Consider the following 17,256-nt stretch of genomic DNA (forward strand, 5'->3'; position numbering starts at 1 on the left):
GGCGCTGTGGTCCTCAGGCCGAGAGGCGGGTCAGCAGTTCGGCATGCACGCCCGGCGCCGCGGCGATGACGCCCGCGGCCTGCGGATGCTCGGCATTGAAACGCAGCGGGCGGCCGAAGCGGTCGGTCACCGCGGCGCCCGCGCTCTGCGCGATCAGGCTGCCGGCGGCGATGTCCCATTCCCACGCCTCGCGCAGGGTAAGCATCCCGTCGTGCCGGCCCTCGGCCACCAGGCAAAGCCGGAAGGCGAGCGAGGCGCGGAAGCTGCGCTTCACGTCCGGCACGCCGCCGGGCCAGTAGCTTTCGCCCAGCGTGGGGCGGGTGGCGAGCAGCGTGGCGCCCGCGGTGCCGGGGCGCGTGCTGGCACGGATCGGGCGCCCGTCCCGCATCGCGGGCGAGGCCGCACTGGCGGTGTAAAGCCGGTCCAGCGCGGGAAGGTAGACCACCGCCGCGATGATGCGGCCCGCCTCGGCAATGGCGAGCGAATGGGCAAAGGTGTCCTCGCCGGCCATGAAGGCGCGAGTCCCGTCGATGGGGTCCACGATGAACACGCGATGCGCCTGACGCCGCTCGGCGGTGTCGATGCTTTCCTCGGACAGCCAGCCATAGTCGGGGCGCGCGCTGCGCAGACGTTCCGCAAGCAGGTCGTTCACCGCAAGGTCGGCCTCGGTCACCGGACCTGCGCCCGCGTCCTTTTCCCAGGCGCGGGGGCTGTTCTTCCAGTAGCGCAGTGCGATCTTGCCCGCGGCCAGCACGGCATCGGTCAGAAGGGCGAGGTCATGCCCCGGCAAGCGTCATGCCCTCCACCAGAAGGCTCGGCACCCGGTTCGACAGATGGGGCCGCGCATCGTTCGCCGGCACCAGGGTCAGCAGCATCTCGCGCAGGTTGCCGGCGATGGTGCATTCATTGACCGGATAGGCGATCTCGCCCCCCTCGACCCAGAAGCCCGAGGCGCCGCGCGAATAGTCGCCGGTGTTGCTGTTGATCGACGACCCCATCAGCGCGGTGACCAGAAGGCCCGTTCCCATCTCGGCGATCAGCGCCTCGCGCGTCAGGATGCCGGCTGTCAACTCGGTGTTCGAGACCGAGGGCGAGGGCGGTTGCGAGGTCGAACGCGCGGCATTCGCCGTGCTCGGCATCTTCAGCTTTCGCCCGGTGGCCAGGTCCAGCGTCCAGCCGGTCAGGATGCCGTTCTCGACGATGGCGCGGCGTCGGGTCGGCAGCCCCTCGCCGTCGAAGGGCCGCGACGAGCCGGTGCGCGGGCGCAGCGGGTCCTCGACGAACGACAGATGCGCGGGCAGAACCTGCCGGCCAAGGTCGTTGCGCAGCCACGACCCGCCCCGCGCGATGGTGGAGCCGTTCACCGCCGACAGCAGGTGGCTCATCAGCGAGGACGAGACACGCTCGTCGTAGATCACCGGGAAATGTCCGGTGCGCGGCTTGCGCGCGCCCGCGCGGGCCAGTGCCCGTGCCCCGGCCAGTTCGCCGACCCAATCGGGCGACGGGAGGTCCGCGGCGAAGACGCGGGTCTCGCCGGCCCAGTCGCGCTCCATCTGCGTGCCCGAGCCGGTGAAGGCCACGGCCGAGATCGAGCGCGAACTGCGACCGTAGCCGCCCGAAAAGCCGTTGGTGGCAGCCAGATGCATTTCGCGACGGGAATAGGCGCCGGTCGCCTCCACCTGGAAGATGCCGCCATGGGCCAGTGCCGCGGCCTCGGCGCGGCGGGCATCCTCTTCCAGCGCCGCCGGGGCGGGCTCGTCCATGTGGTCCTGCAACTCCAGCCCGGCCAGATCCCAGTCCCGGGCGATTTGCGCCGGATCGGCGAGGCCGACGTGCGGGTCCTGGGGCGCCTCGCGTGCCATGGCCACCGCCCGCTCGGCCATGGCCGCGACCGTGGCATCCGACACGTCCGAGGCCGAGACGCAGGCCTGCCGGCCGCCGATCAGAACCCTCAGGCCGACCTCGAGGCTCTCGGCGCGCTCGGCCTGTTCCAGCTGCCGCGCGCGGATGTCGATGGACAGTGAGGTGCCGCGCACCGCCAGTGCGTCGGCGGCCTCGGCTCCCGCGCGGCGCGCGGCATCGAGCAGCCGTTCGGTCAGGCGGTCGAGCGGTTCGGTCATGGAGATGCTCCTCTGGTTGAGACCCGAGGTAATGGGCGGAAACGGCGGAAGCAAGGATGCCTCCGCCAGATGGGAACGGCGCCCGGAGGCGCCGCCCTGCCGCGCGTCCGCGCCTACTGCAGGCGCTGGCCGTTGGCGAAGAAGCCCTTGTCCTTGAACTCGAGCGTCGAGGTCATGGTGTCCTCGCCATCGGCGGGACGGGCGAACATGCCCAGCATCATGCGCGCGGCCATCGCCTGATCCTGCGGGACGATGCCGATGGCCACCAGCTTGTCGATCAGCCCGTTGCCGCCCACGAGCTTCAGGTCGAGCCTGCCGCTCGGCGCGGGCATGCCGTCGAAGGTGGTGGTATCGGAATTGTCGAAGGTGAAACCGCCCCGGCCGGTCAGCGCCGCGCCCGCCACGGTCAGCTTCAGCTCGTCCACCTCCAGCGCCTCGAGCTGGCCGGGCGCGGTGTCGCCCAACTTCTCGACCGCGGTGGGGTCAAGCAGGTCGACGTCGAGCTTCGCCTTGCCCTTGGTGTCGATCACCAGCGTGGCCGGGTCGCGCGGCAGCTGCGCCTGCGGATCGAACATGGCCCAGATCTCATCCGAGATCTTCAGGTCCACGAGCTTCGTCAGCAGGCGGAAGTCCTGCGCGGCCTCGGATTTCACCACCGGCGCCAGCAGGTCGAAGGCGGCTTCGGCATAGCTCATGTTGAACTGCGGGAACGGGATCTGGCTGCCGCTGACCGTCAGGCTCACGCCCTTGTTGCCGCCGCCATAGGCGAGGCGGTCGCCGTTCATCGCCACGTTCAGATGGCCGCTTGCCGCGCTGGCCGAACCCTTGGCCTTGTCGGTCGCGTCCTCGAAGTCGAACTCCATCGTGGCGGGCCCATAGGTGAACTGGCCGTTCGAGGCCGCGCCGGCCCGCAGCGCCGCCGCGATGTCGGTCATGCCAAGGGGGCCTACCATCGTGCCCGACGAGGTGCCCTTGAGGTCGGTCGCGCTGGCGCGCAGGTTCACCCGGCCGCCCTGCTCGGGGTCGGTCATGGCAAAGGTCATCTCGGCCACCGAGGCGGTGAAGTCATTGGTGATCGCCCGCGTATCGGTGCCTTCGGTGCGATACTTGCCGGCCACGTCGCTCAGCGACACCTCGGCGACAAGGTTCATCGTCTCGGCCGCCACGCCATCCACGCCGGTCACCGCGACCATCGTCGAGGGCGCGTCGAGATCGAGCGTGGACATGCTGTCGTCGCCCCCCGCCACCATCACCAGACCCGGCTGGCGCAGCGAGAGGTCCAGCTTCGTCGGCGCGGGCGCAGGCTTGCCTTCCTCGGGCGGGTTCTCGATCGTCATCTCCATCGGGAATTCCGGCGACATGGTGATCTCGACCGTGCCGTCGCCCCGCTGGGTCAGGTTCATCTCGGGGATCACGCCCTCGACCAGCGTGCCCTCCTGCGCGAAATGGATGCGGACATCCTCGAGCTTCAGCGTGTCGCCGCTGCGGCTCTGGTTCGAGGCGGTCAGCGTCTGGCCGAAGCTTGCACCCAGTTCCTGCCAGTTCTGCCACACCTGCTCGGGCGTGACGTCGGCAGAGGCCGCCCCTGCCGCCACGACCGTCACCAGGGCGGTGCTGCCTGCCAGTGTCCTGAAATACGTCATCTGCCTTCCCCAACGCCAAGATTGGCCCACATTCTTCCGAGGGTCCTGAAGGGTCAAGCCTTTCCGTCGAATGCGAGGATCGGCTAACAAGTTTGTCAGAAGGGCCACGGGAAGGAGCGCGGCGATGGGAACTATGCAGGGCAAGGTGGTGGCGATCACCGGGGCAAGCCGTGGCATCGGGGCTGCGGCCGTCCGCGTCTTCGCCGCCGCCGGTGCGCGAGTCGCGCTGATGGCGCGCAGCGTCGACGCGATCGAGGCGCTGGCGCAGGAGGTCGGCGGCGGCGCCTTCGCGATCCGATGCGACGTGGCTGACTGGGAAGAGACGCGGGCGGCCATCGATCAGGTCGTGTCGGTCGCGGGACGTATCGACGTGCTGATCAACAACGCCGGGGTGATCGAGCCGATCTCGCGCATGGCCGAGTCCGATCCGGCCGGCTGGGGTCGCGCCATCGACATCAACCTCAAGGGCGTGTTCCACGGCATGCGGGCGGCCGTTCCGCACATGCGCGGCAAGGGCGGCACCATCATCACGGTCAGCTCCGGCGCCGCGCAGAACGCGCTGGAGGGCTGGAGCGCCTATTGCAGCTCCAAGGCCGGGGCCGCGATGCTGACCCGCTGCGCCCATCTCGAGGAGGCGGTGAACCGCATCCGCATCATGAGCCTGTCGCCCGGGACCGTGGCGACCGAGATGCAGGACAAGATCCGCGAAAGCGGGGTGAACCCCGTCAGCCGCCTCGACCCGTCCGCGCATATCCCGCCCGAGTGGCCGGCGCGCGCGCTTCTGTGGATGTGTGGCAGCGGGGCCGACAAGTGGCTGGGACAGGAGATCTCGCTCCGCGACGAGGCGATCCGGCGGTCGGCGGGGCTGATCCAATGATCCGTGTCTCGGACGAAGGCGCCCTGCGCATCCTGACGCTCGACCGCGTGGAGAAGGCCAATTCGCTGACCCGGGCGATGCTGCTGGAACTGGAGGCGGCGGTGGGTTCGGTCGCGGCCGATGGCGTGAGGGCGCTGGTGCTGACGGGCACCGGCAAGGTGTTCTCGGCCGGGGCCGATCTCGACGAGGCGCGGGCGGGCCTCGCGACCGATCCGGTGTGGGAGCGGCTGTCCTCGGCGGTGGCGGCGCTGCCGTGCCTGACCATCGCCGCGCTCAATGGAACCATTGCGGGCGGGGCCATGGGCATGGCGCTGGCCTGCGATCTCAGGATCGCGGTGCCGGGGACGAAGGTCTTCTATCCGGTGATGAAGCTCGGCTTCCGGCCGCAGCCCTCGGATGTGGCCCGGCTGAAGGCGCTGGCGGGTCCGTCGCGTGCGAAGATGATCCTGATGGGGGGCGTGAAGGCCAGTGATGCCGAGGCGCTGGCCTGGGGCATCCTCGACCGGATCGTGCCGCCCGAGGCGCTTCTGTCCGAGGCGGCGGCGCTGGCCGCCGATGCGCTGGGCGCCAGGGACGGCCATGTCGAGGCGATCAAGCGGATGGTCGTCGAGGCGTGAAACGGAAAAAGGCCGCCCCGGGGGGCGGCCTTCAGGCCCTGAGCCGCTGCCGTCACATGCCCAGCAGCTGCGGCAGGAACAGCGAAAGCTGCGGGACATAGGTCACGAGCAGCAGGAAGCCGAGCATCGTCAGCAGCCAGGGCCAGACCGCGATGGTGAGCTCCGTGATGCCCATCTTGGTGATGCCCGAGGCGACGTAGAGGTTCAGGCCCACCGGCGGGTGGCACATGCCGACCTCCATGTTCACGATGATCATGATGCCGAAATGCACCGGGTCGATCCCGAGCTTCACGGCGACCGGGAACAGGATCGGCGCCATGATCAGCACGATCGAGGACGGCTCCATGAAGTTGCCGGCGGCGAGCAGGATGATGTTCACCGCGATCAGGAACATCCACCAGGTCAGGCCCGAGTCGACCATCCACTGGCCCAGCGCCTGCGGGATGTTCTCGTGCGTGAGCAGGAAGCTGAACAGGACCGCGTTGGTGATGATGTAGAGCAGCATCGCCGACATGTTCGCCGAAGCCAGCAGCACCCGCGGCACGTCCCGCAGCGTCATGTCCTTGTAGACGAAGACCGCGATGACAAAGGCATAGACGGCGCTCATCGCCGCGGCCTCGGTGGGGGTGAAGGTGCCGGTATAGATCCCGCCCATCACGATGAAGATCAGCAGCACGCCCCAGATCGCCTTGCGGAACGACTGCCAGCGTTCCCGCCAGGTTGCGCGGGCCAGACGCGGATAGTCGAACTTGCGCGCCCGGTACCAGGTCGTCAGCGCAAGGAAGCCGGCCAGCATGATCCCGGGAATGACGCCCGCAATGAACATCTCGCCGACCGAGGCCGCATCGACGATCTGGCCGTCCGGCCCCTCGACCATCATCCCGGAGGTGGCGACGCAATACATCACCATGACGATCGAGGGCGGGATCAGGATGCCCAGCGCGCCCGAGGTGGTGATGACGCCCGCGCCGAAGCGGGTGGGGAAGCCCTGCGCCACCATGGCGGGCAGGATGACCGAGCCGATGGCCACCACCGTTGCGGGCGACGAGCCCGAGACGGCCGCAAAGAGGGCGCAGGCGAAGACGCCCGCGAGGCCGAGGCCGCCGTGCCAGTGCCCGACGAGCGAGGTGGCGAAGTTGATCATCCGCTTCGCCACGCCGCCGTGGGTGAGGAAGTTCCCGGCGAGGATGAAGAACGGGATCGCCATGATCTCGAACTTCTCGATCCCGGTGAACAGCTTCAGCGCCACCGTGTCGATCGGCACCGCCGTCATGGTGAACAGGAAGGTCAGAACCGTCAGGCCGAGCGCGATCGAGATCGGCATGCCGGTCAGCATCAGGGCGATGAGCCCGCCGAAGATGAGGGCTGCGTTCATCTCACTCGTCCTTCGGCTTTTCGACAAGGTCGCGGGGCGTCAGCGGGGACTTCAGGAACGTGCTGCCCAGCACGTCGATGCCCTCGTCCTCGGTGTCCACGCCCTCGACATGGCCGTGGTCGTGGTGCGGCAGCTCGCCCGTGCGCCCGAAGATCACCGCCACCTGCAGGAAGCGGAAGCACATCAGCGCCGACCCCAGCGGGATCGCGAGATAGACGAGCCACATCGGCAGCTCGAGGTCGGGCGAAATCGCGCTGGTGTGGAACATGTGCCAGACGAAGTTGGCGCCCAGCGTCGCGATGATCCCCGTGAAGAGCGCACCGGCCAGAAGGCCGAACAGGATGAAGAAGCCGCGCCGACGCGCCTCCATCCGGTTGATCAGCACGTCGATGCCGACATGGATGCCGGTGCGCACGCCGTAAGCCGCGCCGAACTTGGCCATCCACACGAAAAGGATGATGCACAGCTCCTGCGCCCAGACGAGGTTGACCTCGCGCAGGCCGAAATAGGCGTTGCGCATCATGGTCGAGAGCCCCGGCATGTCGTGGCCGCGGAAGAAGGCCACTCCGTCGGCGAGAAAGCCCAGCGAATAGCGGTGGACGACCGAAACGAAGATCAGCCCGGTCGCCGCGGCAATCAGCGTGGCGATGAGCGTTTCTTCCAGCCGGTCGAGAAGGCGCATCATGGCGACCCCTCCTGTGGCTCTGGATGTTGCGGGAAAGGAAAATGCGCAAGCGGCCGGGATGTCCGGCCGCTTGCGGGTCTTCGGGGATCAGTTCGTGGCGGTGGCGCCCTTCACGGCGGCGATGGTTTCCGCGCCGATGCGATCGGCCATCTCCTCATGCACGGTCTCGAGCGCCGCTTCCCAGGCCGCCAGCTCTTCCGGCGTCAGCTCGTGGAACTCGGTCGTGCCGGCGGCCTTCATGGCTTCCAGCGCCGCGTCGTTCTCGGCCTTGGCAATGCCGTTGGCGTAGTCGGTGGCTTCCGCCAGCGCCTTCTCGAGCCCGGCGCGCACGTCCTCGGGCAGGCCATCCCAGAACTGCTTGTTCACGATGACCGCATAGCCGAGGTAGCCGTGGTTCGAGACCGTGGCGTGCTTCTGCACCTCGTGCATCTTCTGGGTATACATGTTCGAGGGCGGGTTCTCGGTGCCGTCCACGACGCCGGTCTGCAGCGCCTGATAGACTTCCGAGAAGGCCATGACCTGCGGCACGGCGCCCAGCGCGTTCATCTGCGCTTCCAGCACCTTCGAGGACTGGATCCGCATCTTCAGGCCCAGGAACTCGTCGGGGTTGGTGATCGGGCTGTTGGCCGACATGATCTTGAAGCCGTTGTCCCAGTAGGCCAGGCCCTTGATCCCCTTGTCTTCCAGCTTGTCGAGCAGCATCCGCCCGACGGGGCCGTTGGTCACGGTATGCAGCGCGTCATAGCCCTTGAAGATGTAGGGCAGGTCGAAGACCTCGAAGTCCTGCACGCCAAGGGGGCCGAACTTGGCCAGCGAGGGCGCAAGCATCTGCACGGCGCCCAGTTGCAGCGCCTCGAGCTCTTCCTTGTCCTTGTAGAGCTGGCTGTTGGGATAGACTTCGACGTCCACGGCGCCGTTGGTGTATTGCTCGGCCAGTTGCTCGAACTTGGCGGCACCCTTGCCCTTCGGCGTGTCCGGGGCGACGACGTGGCTGAACTTGATCACGATCGGCTGGGCAAGGGCCGGCATGGCGGCGGCAAGCGCCAGGGCTGCGGCGCCTGCCAGCGCGGCAAGGCTGCGACGGGTCATCATGGCTCTCCTCCTGTGGTCCCGCCCTCCCGGCGGTTCCGCCCTTCCTTGCCAGCGGATGGGCGCTGCCGCTATTGTGGGTTTCCGCAAGGGGCGAGGGCGACGACACCTTGCCGCAGGCGCAAATCGCGCAGGGGGGCCGGGTGCAGGACGGGATCAGCCGCCACAGCAGGGACCGCGGCGGCGAGCCGTGGGCGCTGGAGGCGCCTGCGCCGCGCGCGGGGCTGGATCTTCTGTCGCTGACGCCGCTGGTCGCCATCGTGGCGCTGGTGGCGCTGGTCGGCGCCCTGGTCTGGCTGGCGGGCCGCAACGAAGTCGAGCAGGTCCGCACCAAGCTTGCCACGGATGCGCTCTGGGTCGAGCAGACGCTGCGCTTCCAGCTTTCGGTGGACGAGGATCTTCTGGCCCGGATGGCGCTGGACGAGGCCGGCGGCACGGCGCCCTCGGTCCTCGAGGCGCGGGCCCGCCTGCACATTGCCAACAATCCCGAGATGCTGTCGATCGTCTGGCACGACCCCGACGGCCGGGCGCGCCGCGCGATCCCCGGCGCCTCCGAGGGGCCGGGCGACGAGGCGCTGGCCGCGCAGCTTCAGCTGAGCGGTCCGCGCGCCCGGCCTGTCTGGGGGGCCATCGACGGATCGACGGTCACGATGGGGGTCCGGCCGCAGGGCTCGGCGGGCACGATCACCGCCACCATCTCGCTGCCCCTGATGCTCGAGCGTCACATTCCCTGGTGGATCGCGGGAGAATACGCGGTGCATCTGCTGGACGCCGGAGGCGAGATCCGCGCAAGCCGGTCCCGGTCGGGGCCCGAGCCGATGGGGCCGGCGCATTCGATCAGCTTCGACCCGCCGATCCCCGGCGCGGTGCTGCGCATTGCCTCCTATGACCGGGTGTCGCCCTTCGGGCGGACGCTGCTGCCCGCCGCCATCGCGGGACTCGCGGCCTTCGCGATCCTTGCGCTTCTGGCGCTTTACCGCAACGCGCAGCGCCGGCGGCAGGCGGAACTGCGGCTGAACGAGGAAATGGCCTTCCGCCGCTCGATGGAGGAAAGCCTGACCGTCGGCCTGCGCGCCAAGGATCATGCGGGGCGTGTGCTTTACGTGAACTCGGCCTTCTGCAACCTCGTCGGCCAGCCCGCCGCCGAACTGGTGGGCCGCGCCCCGCCGATGCCCTACTGGGCGCCCGACCGGCTGGACGAGACGCTGAACCGCCAGCGCATCCTCGCCGAGGGCGGGGCGGTGCCGCAGTCCTTCGAAACCCGCTTCCGCCGCGGTGACGGCTCGGAGATCGACGTTCAGGTCTACGAGGCGCCCCTGATCGACGCCAAGGGCATGCACCGCGGCTGGATGGGCTCGATCATCGACATCACCGAGGCGCGCCGCGCCGCGCGGCAGGCGCGCGAGCAGGAAGACAGCCTTGCCCGCACCGGCCGCCTCGTGACACTGGGCGAGATGGCCTCGACGCTGGCGCATGAGCTGAACCAGCCGCTCGCGGCCATCGCCAGCTATGCGGCGGGAGCGACGAACCTGCTGGCACAGGGGCGGGCGGATCCGGCGCTGCTGGGCGACGCGCTGGGCAAGCTCTCGCGGCAGGCCGACCGGGCGGGGCAGATCATCCGGCGCATCCAGGACCTGGTGAAGAAGCGCGAGCCGCGCTTCCTGCCGCTGGACCTTGCCGAGGTGATCCGCGAGACGGCGGGCTTCCTTGCCGCCGACGCCCGCGCGCGCGGCGTGCGGATCGCCACCGACCTTGCGCCGGTCGCGCCCGTGCTGGCCGACCGCATCCTGATCGAGCAGCTTCTGATCAACCTGATGCGCAACGGCATCGAGGCCATGGCCGAGGCGCAGGCGCGCGATGCGCTGACGGTCAGCCTGCGGCCCGAGCTCGGCGGCGCCGTGGTCGAGGTCGCCGACCGCGGCCCCGGCATTGCCCCCGAGGTGGCCGAGCGGCTGTTCGACGCCTTCACCTCGACCAAGGCCGAGGGCATGGGCATCGGTCTCAACGTCTGCCGCTCCATCGTCGAGATGCACCGCGGCCGCCTGACCCACCGCCCGCGCGAGGGCGGCGGATGCGTGTTCCGGGTGGCGCTGCCCGCCGCCGCCGAAGAGGGAGTGGCCGCCGAATGACCGGATGCGTCCATATCATCGACGATGACGAGGCGATCCGCGATGCGCTGTCGTTCCTGTTCGCCTCGCGCGGTCTGAGGGCGACGGCCTGGGCCTCGGGCGAGGATTTCCTTGCCGCGCTGCCCCAGCCGGATTGCGCCTGCATCGTGCTGGACGTGCGCATGGGGGGGCTGTCGGGTCCCGACACGTTCGACAGATTGCGGGCGACCGGCTGTCGTGCCCCGGTGATCTTCCTGACCGGTCATGCGGATGTGCCCGTCGCCGTGCGCGCGCTGAAGGCTGGCGCCTTCGACTTCGTCGAGAAGCCGTTCAACGACAATGCGATCGTCGATCTGGTGCTGGCCGCCATCGAAAGCCACACCGCCCGCACCGCCGAACTCGGCGCGCGGCAGGATGTGGAGCGTCGCCTCGCCACCCTGTCCGCGCGCGAGGAGGAGGTGCTGCGGCTGATGCTTCAGGGCCGACTCAACAAGCAGATCGCCGACACGCTGGGCATCGCGATGCGGACGGTGGAGCTTCACCGCTCGCGCCTGATCGCCAAGATGGGCGCCCGCAACGCGGTGGAGCTTGCGGCGCTGCTCAGCGAGACGGGGCTGCCGCGCTGAGCGCGGCCCGCCGGTTCGTCCGCAGCCGGTTGAGGAAGGCCGCAACGAAGATCGCGCTGAGGATGAGGATGATCGTCGGCGCCGGCGCGCTGTCGAGGAAGAAGCTCGCATAGGTGCCGGCCAGCATCGCGATCAGGCAGACCGCGACGGCCACGGCCAGCATGGCGCCGAACCTCCGCACCGTCAGGAAGGCGATGGCGCCCGGCGCGATCAGGAGACCGATGGCGAGGATGAGCCCGGTCGCCGTCAGCGTCGCCACGATGGTCAGCGCCAGCACCGTCAGCAGCCCGTAGTGCAAAAGCCCCACCCTGAGCCCCGAGGCCCGCGCCTGCGCCGGATCGAAGGCGTGAAGCATCAGGTCGCGCCACGTCAGCAGCAGCGCCAGCGTCACCGCGGCCGAGATCGCCCCGGTGACCAGCAGATCCTGCCTCCCCACGCCCAGCATGTTGCCGAAGAGGATATGGTCGAGGTGCACGTCGGTCTCGATCGAGGTGTAGAGCAGCAGGCCAAGCCCGAACATTCCCGAGAACACCACGCCCATCACCGTGTCCTGCTTGACCCGGCTGTTGCCCGCCAGAAAGCCGGTGGCGAGCGCGCAGGCCATGCCCGCCCCGAACGCGCCCACCAGCAGCGGGATGCCGGCGACATAGGCCAGCACCACGCCGGGCAGGATAGCATGGCTGATCGCATCGCCCATCAGCGCCCAGCCCTTCAGCACCAGAAAGCAGGACAGCAGCGCCGTCGGTACCGCGACCAGCAGGCAGATCAGGAAGGCCTGCTGCATGAAGGGGAACTGGAAGGGGAAAAGCAGCGTCTCGGTCATGGCTGCCCCACAGCCTCGGCCGCGCGGCGGCGGGTGGCCAGCATCCCGTGCTTGGTTGCGAAGGTGAAGGCGAGCAGGAAGAGCACGGTCTGCAGCGTCACGATCACCGCGCCGGTCGCGCCGTCGAGGAAATAGGAGACGTAGGCTCCGACGAAGCCGGTGGTCGCGCCGATGGTCACGGCCGTCGTCAGTAGCCGCGGAAAGCGGTCGCAGAGCAGGTAGGCCGTGGCGCCCGGCGTCACTACCATGGCGATCACCAGAAACGCCCCCACGGTCTGCATCGCCGCCACGATCGAGGCCGAGAGCAGGGTGAAGAACAGCACCTTCAGCGCGCCGGTGCGCAACCCGATGGAGCGCGCGTGCGTCTCGTCGAAGAAGGTCACCATCAGGTCCTTCCATTTCGCCAGCAGGATCGCCAGCGAGATCACCCCGATCAGCACAAGTTGCAGGGTATCGAACGGGGAGATCGCAAGGATGTTGCCCATGATGATGGTCTGGATGCTGACCGCCATCGGATCGACCGAGATCATGAACAGCCCCAGCCCGAAGAACGAGGTGAAGATCAGCCCGATCACCACGTCGGTCTTCAGCCCGCTGCGGTCGGACAGGAACAGCATCGCCCCGGCCGCCAGCCCTCCGGCCAGAAAGGCCCCCAGCGCGAAGGGCAGGCCCAGCATGTAGGCCCCCGCCACCCCCGGCACGACCGAATGGGAAAGCGCGTCGCCGATCAGCGACCAGCCCTTCAGCATCAGGAAGCACGACAGGAAGGCGCAGACCGCGCCCACCAGCGCCGAGACGGCCATGGCGTTGGTCATGTAGCCGTAAAGGAACGGCTCGGTCAGGCTGGCGAAGGTCATTCATCCTCCTGCCGGCGGATCCGGCCGCCGTATTCCACAAGGGGACGCTCGTCGTCGGTCAGGATGCTGACCTCGCGCGGGTCGTCGTCGTCATGCAGCAGCGTGCCCGACAGGGTGAACCTGCGCAGCACGCCGCCGAAGGCGCGCTCCAGATTGGCATGGGTAAAGGTGGTCTCGGTCGGCCCGTGCGCCAGCACCGTGCCCTTCACCAGCACCGTGCGGTCGCAGAATTCGGTGACCGAGCCGAGGTTGTGCGTCGAGACCAGCATCACCCGCCCCTCGTCGCGCAACTCGCGCAGGAGAGCGATGATCTCGGCCTCGGTCTGGACATCGACACCGGTGAAGGGCTCGTCGAGCAGGATCACCTGCCCGTCCTGCGCCAGCGCCCGGGCAAGGAACACGCGCTTGCGCTGCCCGCCGGAAAGCTCGCCGATCTGGCGGTGGCGCAGGCCCTCCATCCCGACTCGGGCGAGGGCCTGCGCCACGGCCTGCCGGTCGGCCGATTTGGGGCGACGCAGGAAGCCCATGTGACCATAGCGGCCCATCATCACCACATCCTCGACGAGGACGGGGAAGGTCCAGTCCACCTCCTCGGCCTGCGGGACATAGGCCACGAGGTTCTCGCGCAGGGCCTGCGCGACGGTGCGGCCCAGAAGCCGGATCTCGCCCGAGCCGCGCGGCACGAGGCCCATGATCGCCTTGAAGATCGTGGACTTGCCCGCCCCGTTCACGCCCACCAGAGCCGTGACCGTGCCGCGCGGCAGGGCAAAGCTGGCATGGCGCAGCGCGGTATGGCCGTTGCGATAGGTCACGGTCAGGTCGCGGACCAGAAGGCCCGCCTCGTCCATGGATGCCTCGGGTCGGATCGGCATCTGCATCAGTCCGTCTCCTGTTCCAGACCGGCCGCGATGGTCTCGGCCGTCACGCGCATCAGATCAAGATAGGTCGGCACCGGCCCGTCGCGCGGGCTGAGGCTGTCGACGTAGAGCATCCCGCCATAGGCCGCCCCGGTCTCGCGCGCGATCTGCCGCGCGGGGGCGTTGTTCACCGTGCTTTCGCAGAAGACGGCCGGAATGTCGTGCCGGCGCACCCCGTCGATCACCGCCCGCACCTGTTGCGGCGTGCCGACCTGATCGGCGTTCATCGGCCAGAGGTAAAGCTCCTTCAGGCCGAAGTCGCGGGCGAGATAGGGAAAGGCGCCCTCGCAGGTGACCAGCCAGCGCCGCTCCTCGGGCAGCGCCGCGATGCGCTCGCGCAGGGGGCCGAGCGTGGCGCGCAGCCGCTCCTTGTAGCTTTCGGCATTCGCCCGGTAGGTGGTCGCATTGGCAGGGTCGTGCCGGGCCAGGGCATCCGCAATGTTGTCGATGTAGATCAGCGCGTTGTCGAGGCCCATCCAGGCATGGGGATTGGGCTTGCCCTGATACTCGCCGCCCGCCACGGCGATCGGTTCGATCCCGTCGCTGACCGTGACCGAGGGCACGTCCTTCAGGTTTTCCAGGAACTGCGCGAACCACAGCTCGAGGTTCAGACCGTTCCAAAGGATGAGGTCGGCATCCCACGCCCGCACGATGTCCTGCGGCGTCGGCTCGTAGCCGTGGATCTCGGCGCCGGGGCGGGTGATCGAGACCACCTCGGCCGCGTCGCCGGCCACGTTGCGCGCCATGTCGGCGATCACCGTGAAGGTCGTGGCCACCTTCATCGGCCCCTCGCGCCCCGCGGCGGGTTCTGCCGCCGGAAGCAGTGCCAGAAGGCTGATCATGAATGCCGTGCCGCGCATCTTCATTCCCTCACCCCTGGAAATGAAAATGAGAGGCATTCGCAAAAGTTCAAGGGGAAGTTGCGAGACGCTCGCAAAAACTCGGCCGTTCAGGGCGGGTCAAGCGGTCCGGCTCATGGATCGGGCAGTGGTTGAACCGCGCTGACGCGGCATGGTCGTATGGGATCAGGCGCCCTTTCGCACCCGACCGGCCGCGGTCAGAGGCCGAGCAGCCGCGGCAGCTCGCGCATGTCGGAGAAGGGAAGGGCGCCCTCGGCCGCCAGCGCCTCGGCCCTGCCATTCGGCGCGTAGCCGAAGCAGACCATGCCTGCCGCGCGGGCGGCGCGGGCACCGGTCGGGCTGTCCTCGATCACCGTGCAGCGCCGCGGCTCCACCCCGAGCTCGCGGGCCGCATGAAGGTATAGATCCGGCGCGGGCTTCGGCGCGCCGAGCGTCTGGCCCGAGAACAGCCGGCCCTTCAGCCGCGCCATCAGCTTGGGATGTTGGCCAAGCGTCACCTGCATCTTCCGCTCGGACCCGTTGGAACCCACGGCATAGGGGATTCCGGCTGCATCGAGCGCCTCGACCACCGTCAGCACATGCGGCATCAGCGGCGTGCCGAGGGCAAGCCGGTCGTAGAGCCGTTCGTAGAAGTCGTGGACCCAGTCCGCCGGAAGGTCGGCGCCGAGTGCGCGGGCCTTGGCGGCAGCGCCGGGGATCGTGCCGCCAAGGAAATGCGCCTCCATCTCGTCGTGATCCATCGGCAGGCCGTGGCGCGCCAGATCCTCGGCCAGCAGGGCGAAGGCGGCCGGTTCGCTGTCCACCAGCACGCCGTCGCAATCGAAGATCACCGCTGCGGTCATGGGGCCTCCAGGATGGTGACGAGGGTTTCGCCATAGCGGCGCTGGTCGAGCGGCGTGAACCCCTCGGGCGGGATCGGCGACGTGCTCTCCTCCCAGACGACCAGCGCACCCGGCGCGAGCCAGCCGGCATGCGCGGCCAGCGCCGCCTCGCCCATCCGCTTGCCGTAGGGCGGGTCGAGGAAACAGAGGGTCACGGGCGCGGCCGGGGCGGGCGCGGGCCGCAGGGCATCGCGCCGGTCGATCGTGCAGGCGGCCTCGGCGCGCATCAGGGCGATGTTGCGGCGCAGGAGCGCCAGTGCGGCGGCGCCGCTCTCGACGAAGGTCACGCTTTCTGCGCCGCGCGACAGCGCCTCGAGTCCCAGCGCGCCGGTGCCCGCGAAGAGGTCGAGGACGCGGGCGCCGGCCACCGGATTGCCGTAGCCGCCATTGATCAGCAGGTTGAAGATCGCCTCGCGCACACGGTCGGAGGTGGGGCGCAGGTGGGCCTTCGCGTCGCCTTCGCCCACTTCGGCAAGCTTCAGGCCGCGGCTGCGGCCACCGATGATCCTCATGCCAGCAGCGACTTCAGCGGCACCGCCGGATCGGCCACGAGGCCCGGGTCCGGGCTGCGCCCGGCCTCGATCAGCCGCTTGCCGGCCATGTAGGCGCGGGGGTCGTTCATCGCATCGACAGCCAGAAGCTCCTCGCCGCAATAATACCAGAACGAGACTGCCGAACCTTCCGGACCGCGCGTCACCACGCGGTCATAGCCAAGGTTCAGCCCCGCGATCTGAAGCTTGGTGTCGTACTGGTCCGACCAGAACCACGGCACCGGGCGATAGTCGAGGCCGGCGCCGAGCATGTTGGCCGCCACCAGCTCCGCCTGGTCGATGGCGTTCTGCACCGACTCCAGCCGCAGCCGGCCGCCGCGCCACGGGAAGGAGGTGCAGTCGCCGGCCGCCCAGATCGCAGGGTCCGAGGTGCGGCCCTGCGCGTCCACGGCGATCCCGTTGTCGATCGCAAGGCCCGCGCCCTCGGCCAGTGCCGTGGCGGGCAGGATGCCGACGCCCGCAATGACGAAATCGGCCGCAAGCTCGGTCCCGTCGACAAGCCGCGCGCCGGTGACGCGGCCCTCGCCCAGCAGCCGGTCGAGGCCCGACCCTTCGAGGATGCGGACGCCCTTCGCGGCATGGAGTGCGCGGAACCAGTCCGAGGTCTCGGGGGCCGCCACCCGCTGCAGGATGCGCGGCGCCATCTCGACCACCGTCACCTCGAGGCCGAGCTTGCGCGCCACCGCCGCGGCCTCGAGCCCGACATAGCCGCCGCCGATGACCACAAGACGCCGGCCCGGTGCGAACTCGGCCCGCATCGCGTCCACGTCCGCCAGCGTCCGCACCGTGTAGACGCCCGCAAGATCGCCACCCGCCGCCTTGGGCAGACGGCGCGCGATCGATCCGGTGGTCAGTGCCAGCTGGTTGTAGCCCAGCGTCTCGCCGCCGACCGACACCGTCCGCGCGGCGCGATCGATGGCGGTCACGGGATGGCCCAGCCGCAGCTCGACCCCTGCTTCGGCCCAGAAGGCGCGGCTGCGCAGCCAGAGCCGCTCGGCCTCCATTTCGCCCAGCAGGTAGCCCTTCGACAGCGGAGGACGCTGGTAGGGCGGGCTCGGTTCCTCGCCCAGCAGCGTGATCCTGCCCTCGAAGCGCAGCGCCCGCAGCCTTGCCGCCAGCGCCGCGCCCGCCTGTCCGGCGCCGATGACCACGATGTCCGACATGCTCCGTCTCCCTGCCGGCGCCTGCGACAAACCGGCTGGCCGGGCGCCGGGGCGGAGCCTATAT

Annotated in this window: 17 protein-coding genes; 4 read left to right on the forward strand and 13 right to left on the reverse strand. The window is 69.2% G+C overall.

What is annotated here, in order from left to right; all coding sequences use genetic code 11:
* Positions 1 to 13: 13 nt before the first annotated feature.
* The 3 genes from CK951_RS00895 to CK951_RS00905 form a co-directional block, all read right to left on the reverse strand.
* The gene (locus CK951_RS00895) at positions 14 to 790 is read right to left on the reverse strand and encodes a 3'(2'),5'-bisphosphate nucleotidase CysQ (RefSeq protein ID WP_096784386.1); all 777 of its coding nucleotides are present in this window, start codon (positions 788 to 790) and stop codon (positions 14 to 16) included.
* Entirely contained in the window at positions 777 to 2,120 is a 1,344-nt protein-coding gene (locus CK951_RS00900; protein WP_096784387.1) for a TldD/PmbA family protein, read from the reverse strand. Before CK951_RS00900 ends, CK951_RS00895 begins: the two co-directional genes overlap by 14 nt.
* Before the next feature lie 113 nt (positions 2,121 to 2,233).
* On the reverse strand, positions 2,234 to 3,763 hold the full coding sequence (locus CK951_RS00905; protein ID WP_096784388.1) for a DUF2125 domain-containing protein: 1,530 nt from the start codon (positions 3,761 to 3,763) through the stop codon (positions 2,234 to 2,236).
* Between the two features lie 124 nt (positions 3,764 to 3,887).
* Between CK951_RS00905 and CK951_RS00910 the strand changes: the two genes are divergently transcribed.
* Together CK951_RS00910 and CK951_RS00915 are read left to right on the forward strand one after the other, a co-directional pair.
* On the forward strand, positions 3,888 to 4,640 hold the full coding sequence (locus CK951_RS00910; RefSeq protein ID WP_096784389.1) for an SDR family oxidoreductase: 753 nt from the start codon (positions 3,888 to 3,890) through the stop codon (positions 4,638 to 4,640).
* Positions 4,637 to 5,257 (forward strand): enoyl-CoA hydratase/isomerase family protein, encoded by a 621-nt coding sequence (locus tag CK951_RS00915; RefSeq protein WP_096784390.1) that lies wholly within the window; start codon positions 4,637 to 4,639, stop codon positions 5,255 to 5,257. Before CK951_RS00910 ends, CK951_RS00915 begins: the two co-directional genes overlap by 4 nt.
* A gap of 52 nt (positions 5,258 to 5,309) precedes the next feature.
* Here the strand turns inward: CK951_RS00915 and CK951_RS00920 are convergent, their stop codons facing one another.
* The 3 genes from CK951_RS00920 to CK951_RS00930 all read right to left on the reverse strand — a co-directional run bounded on the left by CK951_RS00920 (position 5,310) and on the right by CK951_RS00930 (position 8,409).
* The gene (locus CK951_RS00920) at positions 5,310 to 6,632 is read right to left on the reverse strand and encodes a TRAP transporter large permease (RefSeq protein WP_096784391.1); all 1,323 of its coding nucleotides are present in this window, start codon (positions 6,630 to 6,632) and stop codon (positions 5,310 to 5,312) included.
* A 1-nt stretch (position 6,633) separates the two neighbouring features.
* On the reverse strand, positions 6,634 to 7,317 hold the full coding sequence (locus tag CK951_RS00925; RefSeq protein ID WP_096784392.1) for a TRAP transporter small permease: 684 nt from the start codon (positions 7,315 to 7,317) through the stop codon (positions 6,634 to 6,636).
* Between the two features lie 87 nt (positions 7,318 to 7,404).
* Positions 7,405 to 8,409, reverse strand: coding sequence for a TRAP transporter substrate-binding protein (locus CK951_RS00930; protein WP_096784393.1), 1,005 nt, complete (start codon positions 8,407 to 8,409; stop codon positions 7,405 to 7,407).
* A gap of 140 nt (positions 8,410 to 8,549) precedes the next feature.
* On the opposite strand from CK951_RS00930, the gene CK951_RS00935 reads away from it, so the two are divergent.
* Positions 8,550 to 10,535 (forward strand): sensor histidine kinase, encoded by a 1,986-nt coding sequence (locus tag CK951_RS00935; protein WP_096787122.1) that lies wholly within the window; start codon positions 8,550 to 8,552, stop codon positions 10,533 to 10,535.
* Positions 10,532 to 11,140: a response regulator transcription factor gene (locus CK951_RS00940; protein ID WP_096784394.1), complete on the forward strand. Its 609-nt coding sequence runs from the start codon at positions 10,532 to 10,534 to the stop codon at positions 11,138 to 11,140. The genes CK951_RS00935 and CK951_RS00940 overlap by 4 nt, the downstream gene beginning before the upstream one ends.
* Here CK951_RS00940 and CK951_RS00945 read toward each other — a convergent pair.
* From CK951_RS00945 to CK951_RS00975, 7 genes are all read right to left on the reverse strand, one after another.
* A complete protein-coding gene (locus tag CK951_RS00945) occupies positions 11,115 to 11,963 on the reverse strand; it encodes a metal ABC transporter permease (protein ID WP_096784395.1) in 849 nt (282 codons plus the stop codon). The genes CK951_RS00940 and CK951_RS00945 overlap by 26 nt on opposite strands.
* Complete coding sequence (locus CK951_RS00950; protein WP_096784396.1) at positions 11,960 to 12,820, reverse strand: metal ABC transporter permease; 861 nt, start codon at positions 12,818 to 12,820, stop codon at positions 11,960 to 11,962. Before CK951_RS00950 ends, CK951_RS00945 begins: the two co-directional genes overlap by 4 nt.
* On the reverse strand, positions 12,817 to 13,698 hold the full coding sequence (locus tag CK951_RS00955) for a manganese/iron ABC transporter ATP-binding protein (protein WP_096784397.1): 882 nt from the start codon (positions 13,696 to 13,698) through the stop codon (positions 12,817 to 12,819). Before CK951_RS00955 ends, CK951_RS00950 begins: the two co-directional genes overlap by 4 nt.
* Positions 13,698 to 14,603 (reverse strand): metal ABC transporter substrate-binding protein, encoded by a 906-nt coding sequence (locus CK951_RS00960; RefSeq protein ID WP_394341554.1) that lies wholly within the window; start codon positions 14,601 to 14,603, stop codon positions 13,698 to 13,700. The genes CK951_RS00955 and CK951_RS00960 overlap by 1 nt, the downstream gene beginning before the upstream one ends.
* A gap of 191 nt (positions 14,604 to 14,794) precedes the next feature.
* Complete coding sequence (locus tag CK951_RS00965; protein WP_096784398.1) at positions 14,795 to 15,439, reverse strand: HAD-IA family hydrolase; 645 nt, start codon at positions 15,437 to 15,439, stop codon at positions 14,795 to 14,797.
* Positions 15,436 to 15,990, reverse strand: coding sequence for a 16S rRNA (guanine(966)-N(2))-methyltransferase RsmD (gene rsmD, locus CK951_RS00970; protein ID WP_096784399.1), 555 nt, complete (start codon positions 15,988 to 15,990; stop codon positions 15,436 to 15,438). Before rsmD ends, CK951_RS00965 begins: the two co-directional genes overlap by 4 nt.
* On the reverse strand, positions 15,987 to 17,192 hold the full coding sequence (locus CK951_RS00975) for an NAD(P)/FAD-dependent oxidoreductase (protein ID WP_096784400.1): 1,206 nt from the start codon (positions 17,190 to 17,192) through the stop codon (positions 15,987 to 15,989). Before CK951_RS00975 ends, rsmD begins: the two co-directional genes overlap by 4 nt.
* Between the last annotated feature and the right edge of the window lie 64 nt (positions 17,193 to 17,256).

It is taken from the genome of Rhodobacter sp. CZR27 (genome assembly GCF_002407205.1).
Classification (GTDB): Bacteria; Pseudomonadota; Alphaproteobacteria; order Rhodobacterales; family Rhodobacteraceae; genus Cereibacter_A.

Bases quoted from the DNA above. Each gene is read 5' to 3' on its own strand.
- CK951_RS00910 (WP_096784389.1), top strand. From the start codon at position 3,888: ATGGGAACTATGCAGGGCAAGGTGGTGGCGATCACCGGGGCAAGCCGT.
- CK951_RS00930 (WP_096784393.1), bottom strand. From the start codon at position 8,409: ATGATGACCCGTCGCAGCCTTGCCGCGCTGGCAGGCGCCGCAGCCCTG.
- rsmD (WP_096784399.1), bottom strand. From the start codon at position 15,990: ATGAGGATCATCGGTGGCCGCAGCCGCGGCCTGAAGCTTGCCGAAGTG.
- CK951_RS00955 (WP_096784397.1), bottom strand. From the start codon at position 13,698: ATGCAGATGCCGATCCGACCCGAGGCATCCATGGACGAGGCGGGCCTT.
- CK951_RS00950 (WP_096784396.1), bottom strand. From the start codon at position 12,820: ATGACCTTCGCCAGCCTGACCGAGCCGTTCCTTTACGGCTACATGACC.
- CK951_RS00960 (WP_394341554.1), bottom strand. From the start codon at position 14,603: ATGAAGATGCGCGGCACGGCATTCATGATCAGCCTTCTGGCACTGCTT.
- CK951_RS00940 (WP_096784394.1), top strand. From the start codon at position 10,532: ATGACCGGATGCGTCCATATCATCGACGATGACGAGGCGATCCGCGAT.
- CK951_RS00965 (WP_096784398.1), bottom strand. From the start codon at position 15,439: ATGACCGCAGCGGTGATCTTCGATTGCGACGGCGTGCTGGTGGACAGC.
- CK951_RS00975 (WP_096784400.1), bottom strand. From the start codon at position 17,192: ATGTCGGACATCGTGGTCATCGGCGCCGGACAGGCGGGCGCGGCGCTG.
- CK951_RS00945 (WP_096784395.1), bottom strand. From the start codon at position 11,963: ATGACCGAGACGCTGCTTTTCCCCTTCCAGTTCCCCTTCATGCAGCAG.
- CK951_RS00920 (WP_096784391.1), bottom strand. From the start codon at position 6,632: ATGAACGCAGCCCTCATCTTCGGCGGGCTCATCGCCCTGATGCTGACC.
- CK951_RS00900 (WP_096784387.1), bottom strand. From the start codon at position 2,120: ATGACCGAACCGCTCGACCGCCTGACCGAACGGCTGCTCGATGCCGCG.
- CK951_RS00925 (WP_096784392.1), bottom strand. From the start codon at position 7,317: ATGATGCGCCTTCTCGACCGGCTGGAAGAAACGCTCATCGCCACGCTG.
- CK951_RS00905 (WP_096784388.1), bottom strand. From the start codon at position 3,763: ATGACGTATTTCAGGACACTGGCAGGCAGCACCGCCCTGGTGACGGTC.
- CK951_RS00915 (WP_096784390.1), top strand. From the start codon at position 4,637: ATGATCCGTGTCTCGGACGAAGGCGCCCTGCGCATCCTGACGCTCGAC.